The sequence below is a fragment of the Stenotrophomonas sp. 05L44_2 genome (assembly GCF_056665995.1).
The window spans coordinates 1-5,786 of sequence record NZ_JBFTNR010000198.1; the positions used below are offsets into that span (position 1 = coordinate 1).

Genomic DNA, 5,786 nt, shown 5'->3' on the forward strand with positions numbered 1-5,786 from the left:
CCGCATTGGTTGCCGAACTGTCCGCCCTGCTGGGCAGCGACGGCTGGCGCATGGATGACGGCGCACTGGAGGCGAACGCGCAGGACAACTCATGGCGCCACCAGCGCCCGGCTGCGGTGGCACTGCCGGCAGACATCGAACAGGTGCAGGCGCTGGTGCGTGCCTGCCGCGCGCATGGCGTGGCCCTGGTCGCGCGCGGTGCGGGCACCGGCACCACCGGCGCCGCCGTGCCAGTGCCCGGCAGCATCGTGCTGTCGTTCACCCGCATGGATCGAATCCTCGAGATCCGCGCCGGTGACCGCTGCGCGGTGGTGCAGCCGGGCGTACTCAACGGAACGCTGCAGCAGGCACTGGCACCGCACGGCCTGTTCTGGGCACCGGACCCGTCCAGCGCCGAGATCTGCAGCATCGGCGGCAACCTGGCCTGCAATGCCGGTGGTCCGCGCGCGGTGAAGTACGGCACCAGCCGCGACAACGTGCTGGGCCTGGTGGCGGTGACCGGTACCGGCGAGGTGATCCGCTGCGGCGGTGCCTACACCAAGGACGCCACCGGCTATGACCTGACCCATCTTCTGGTGGGCAGCGAAGGCACGCTGGCGCTGATCGTGGAAGCCACGCTGAAGCTGACCCCGCTGCCGGTCAGCCAGGCCGGGCTGCGTGTGCTGTACCGCGATGCCGACGCGGCCGCCTCTGCCGTCTCGCGGCTGATGTCGCAGCCGGTCGTTCCCACGCGCTTGGAATTCATGGACGCACGCAGCCTGGAGCTGTTGCGCCTCAATGGCGCAGACGTACCCGAGGCGGGCGCGATGTTGCTGGTCGAGGCCGATGGCGACCACGACACCCTGCCCTATCTGCTGCAGGCATTGGCGACCGCCGCCGAAGGTGACGGCATGATCGCACTGGACGTGGCGATGGAAGGCCGCGCGCGCGACCAGCTGTGGGCCGCACGCAAGGCCTTGTCACCCGCGCTGCGCAGCGTCGCCCCGGGCAAGATCAACGAGGACGTGGTTGTACCGGTATCGCGCATCCCCGATCTGGTAGCCGGCGTGCAGGTACTGGCCCACGACTATTCGCTGACCATCGTCACCTTCGGCCATGCCGGCAACGGCAACCTGCACGTCAACATCCTGTACCACCCGGACGATGCCGACGAGAACGCACGCGCGCATGCCGCGCTGCCGAAGATCTTCGAACTGACGCTGGCGCTGGGTGGCACGCTGTCGGGCGAACACGGCATCGGCCTGGCCAAGCGTGATTTCATGGCGAAGGCGTTCACCGCGGAAACGCTGGCGGCGATGCGCGCGATCAAGGCCGCGCTGGACCCGGATGGCATCCTCAACCCGGGCAAGGTGCTGCCGCCGGCATAGGCCGCGGACAACTGTTGAGCCGAGCCATGCTCGGCTCGCCGCGTTCCGCGCGGGCTTGCGCGAGCGGAACGGAGAGCAGCAAGGCGCGGGCCCGGCGCTACAGTGGATTGTCGCTCGCAATATCGATCAGGGTCTGCCGGAAGCTGGGCAACAGCACGCGATTGCCATGGCCGCTCAGGTGATCGTTGTCGAAGAACAGCGGTTCACCGTCCTGCACGGCCGAGCAGGTATCCGACCCGCACAGCAGCGGCAGCGGATCCCACACGGTCAATGACGGGTAACGCGCGGCCAGCTCGGCCAGCAGTGCCATCTGCGGCGCACGCAGCATATGCAGATCCGCGCGCGACATGCTCAGGCCACCGACGCACGCCGGATTGCTACGGTTGAACCAGTCCGAGCAACGGTAGGCCCCGGCCTTGAACAGCGGCAGCGGTGCATCGATGACCACGTGCACGCCCAGCCGCTGCAGCCGGCCCAGCACACGATCGGCTTCATCGCGTGCCGCCTGCGCATGCGCGGGTGTGCGCTCGGCCAGCAACTGCCGATAAATCTGCTGTGCGTCCTGTTGCTGCCAGTCGAACCCTCGCAGCTCCGGCATGCGCAGCGCCGCCAGCAACACGATGTCACCCGGGCGCGCGTCGCGTTCGATGGCCGACAGGCTGTCCTCGATGAAGTCCTGGCAGTCGGCCGGGCTGGCCCGCAGCAGATTGACGAAGCTGCAGCCGCCGCGATCCTCCTGGCGGATCTCCATCCCGGTCTGTCGCGCGACCATGCTGGTCATCGTGCGGTAGGCCGCCGCATGCGAGTCGCCGACAACAAACAGGCGTCGCCCTTCGAGCGCGGGGGTGCTCACCGCTTCCAGCGGTCGCCACGCCGGGTAGCGGCGCGCCTGCCATGCGTAGCCATCGCGGGTGACGCTGAGCGAGATCTGCTCGTGGTACTCCACCGTCGCCCAGGCACCGGCGCCGCACAGCGCTACCACCGGCAGCGCCATCGCCAGCACCTTCGCCGGCGCGAGCCGCAACAGCGGCAGCGCGCTGCGCAGTGGACGTTCAACGCAATGGTAGGACGCAGCCGACACGGCCAGCAGCAGCACCGGATACAGCCACAGCGCAGCGCCCTGCAGCCCGTAGGTCCAGCGCAGCAGCACCAGCAGTGGCCAATGCCACAGGTACAGCGAATACGACAGGCGCCCCAAGTAGGACAGCGGTGCCCAGCCCAGGGCGCGGCCGACCCGCGATTGGCCATGCCCGGCTACCGCCGCCAACAGCAGCAGGGTGCCGACCACCGTGGCCAGCACACCCGGCACCGGCATCGCCAGTTGCGGCGCGACAAGTACGCCCGCCAGCAGCAGGGCCAGGCCGGACAGTGCGAGCGCGTCCCCGCGCCTGCCGGGACCGCGCGTGCTCATCCACTGGTACAACAGCGCACCGGCCGCCAGTTCCCAGAACCGCGACGGCAGCAGATAGAACGCCGCCGCCGGGGCCGTCTGCGCCTGCCAGGCCGCCCACGCCAGCGACAGCACCGTGAGCGCCGGCAACAGCACACGCGACCACGGCCAGCGGTCGCGGCCGCGCAACCAGACGAAGAACAGCAGCGGGAACACCAGGTAGAACTGCTCCTCCACGCCCAGTGTCCAGGTGTGCAGGAACGGATTGAGCTCCGCGCCKGGCGAGAAGTAGTCATCCTGCTGGCCGGCCAGTACCACGTTGCTGAAACCCACCAGCGCCGCCCAGCCGGTCTGGTCGAACTGCTCGTTGCGCCAGGCGCGGGGAATGAACAGCGCCGACAGCACGAAGGTGGCCATCAGCATCACCAGCAGCGCCGGCAACAGGCGCAGTACGCGGCGCCGGTAGAAATCGAGCAGCAGCGCGCCCAGTGGCATGCCTGCACGCGCAGCCAGCGATTGGCTGATCACGAAGCCGGAGACCACGAAGAACAGGTCCACGCCGGTGAAACCACCGGGCAGCCACGCCGCGTTCGCATGGAAGACGATGACGGCCAGCACGGCCAGTGCACGCAGGCCATCGATGGCAGCGTTGTGGGAGCGTTCGGGGTGAAGCATGCGGGCGACCGTCAGCGAGCGATCCGGCAGCATGGACAGCGCTTGCGCAGTCATTCAATGGACAATCGCGACAGACGTGGACATTGTTCATGTCCAATCCCCGCTCAGCGCGATGGTAGAGCCGAGCCATGCTCGGCGGTTCTGCAGCCAGATCGCTTGGGGTCAGAGCCCATTGCCATGCAATGGGCTCCGACCCCGGCGTCGGCCCTGGCGTCGTTGTTTACCAGGCCATGCGCAGGCCCACCTGGCCGCCCACGTTGCGGTAACCGTGGTCACCGCGCTGCACGCTCAGGCCGCCCCACGCGTTCCAGCGCTGGCCCAGCTTCAGCCCGGCACCGGCCTGCACTTCGTAGCGGTTGCGCGGCACATCCGCGCCCACCGTGTCACCGTTGAACTGCAACGCGCTGGTGCCGCTGCCACGTAGCCAGTTCACGCCCAGGTAGGGCTGCACCACGCTGCCCGCCGCGATGCCGCCACCGAACACGCGCACGCCCACGCGTCCGTTCAGGCCACCGGCATCGGCACGATCGATCACCGTGCCGTTGTGCTCCACATGACGATCGGCGCGGAACTCCGCGTACGACAATTGCAGCTGCGGCTGCAGGTACAGCTGGCTCGACGCCCCCAGCCAGACGCTGAAGGTGTAACCCGCCTCCAGCGACGCGCTGGTCGTGCGCGAATCGTACTGCTCCGGCTCCAGGCCCACGCCCCGCACCCGGTTGTCGAAACGGCCGTACTGCACGTTCGCATCCACATAGGCGCCGTGACTGCCCTCGGCGTCCTGCAGCCAGGTGCCATAAACACCCAGCGCAGTGCCACGCACGCGGCCGGTAGCGGTGTAGCCGGTCAGATCCGAAACGACGCGGTTGTCGGCGAGGCCACTGCCCAGCATCACCCCGAAGGCGGCATTGCCCCGACGCAGCAGATCACTGCCGACCTGCAGAACCGAGGTAGTGCCGTCCCCCGACAGCTGACCACCCACCGCAGTGAAATCGGCATTGCTGCGGCCTACGCGCGCCCACGCAGTGCGCTCGCTGCCGATGGCGCCGGTGCGCTCATGCATGCGGTGGGCAAACATGTTGATGGCGGCCGACTGGTTGGCCAGGTAGACACCTGCCTCGGGACGCAGCACCGGCGGCGGCCGGATCGGGTCCACCGGCCCCACGCCACCTTCCCCGCCGTCTCCCGGGTCTGGCCCCGGGCCGGGATTCACGGCACAGCCCGGCGCAGCCGGATCGTCCTCGCACACATCGAACCACTGCGAACGCAGGTACCAGTTGCCATCGGAAGGATCGGCCAGGCCGCCGTGGAACAGGAAGTACTCGTACGAGCCGCCCACCGCACGGCCTGCCAGCGCGTAGCGCGCCAGCGATGCACCGTCCACGTGGATCAGCTGGATGCCGTCCGCCGTAGGTGCGCCCACTCCACCAATGTTGTTGACCACGACGCTCGCATCACCCGAGGTATTCCCCCGCACATGCAGGAGATCGATCGCACTGTCATCGCCCGCCAGTGCGCCCTGGAACAGGAAGGTGGCACCTTCGCTGTGCAGGTCGCCGTCCACGGTGAGCGTGTTGAAGCGGCCGCTGCCGTCGGACAACGCCAATCCACTGCTGAGCACCTGCAGCCCACTGATCGTGGCATCGGCGGCCAACGTCCACTGGCTGTCGTTTTCGATCGTCATCGTCCGCACCAGATCGGAAGCCCCCTGCCACAGCGAGCCGCCAGCCAAACGTACATGCACATCGGACTGTGGCACCAGGCCGGCGTCCTCGTCCTCGGGCGTGATGACGATGTCGCCGACCATCTGCGAGCCGCCTTGGAGCACCACGTCGAAGCGCCCGGCCACCGCCGCATCCAGTGCCAGGCCGATGCCGTTGCCACCGGATACCAGCGCGCCGTTGGACAGGGTCAGGCCCGCGTCACGGCTGCTGCGCAGCCACACACCACCATGCTGTGCGCTGACCAGCGAGCCACCGTCGATGCTCATGCGGCCGTTGTCATTGACCACCGCTGCCCACGCGCCTTCGCCTTCGGTGCGGACGTGGGTGTTGGTCAGGATCATCTGCCCCGGTCCACCCGAAATGACACCATGCGAGGAGCGGCCCAAGGTGCGCAAACGGCTGCCGGCCAGCGTGACGGTGCCACCAGTACGGGCAATCGCTGCAGCAGATCCATCACCCTGGGTCAGCACATCGGTGTCGATCGCCTCGATGCGCGGGCGGCGGTTTGCATCGTCCTGCGCGTACAGGCCATGGGCAGAGCTGCCCTTTGTACTCAGCGTCGTGCTGAAAATCCGTGCCACGCCGCCACGCACATCCAGCCCGAGCCCGCGATCCCCCTCGGCCGCCACC

Annotated in this window: 3 protein-coding genes; 1 reads left to right on the top strand and 2 read right to left on the bottom strand. The window is 68.3% G+C overall.

Annotated elements, in window-relative coordinates:
• The coding region (locus AC1VAN_RS08855; protein ID WP_480985650.1) for an FAD-binding oxidoreductase at positions 1–1,367 on the top strand (1,367 nt) is incomplete at its 5' end.
• Between the two features lie 97 nt (positions 1,368–1,464).
• On the opposite strand, the gene AC1VAN_RS08860 is transcribed toward AC1VAN_RS08855, so the two are convergent.
• Together AC1VAN_RS08860 and AC1VAN_RS08865 are read right to left on the bottom strand one after the other, a co-directional pair.
• Positions 1,465–3,486: an acyltransferase family protein gene (locus AC1VAN_RS08860; protein WP_442252221.1), complete on the bottom strand. Its 2,022-nt coding sequence runs from the start codon at positions 3,484–3,486 to the stop codon at positions 1,465–1,467.
• A 166-nt stretch (positions 3,487–3,652) separates the two neighbouring features.
• The coding region (locus AC1VAN_RS08865; RefSeq protein ID WP_480985651.1) for an autotransporter family protein at positions 3,653–5,786 on the bottom strand (2,134 nt) is incomplete at its 5' end.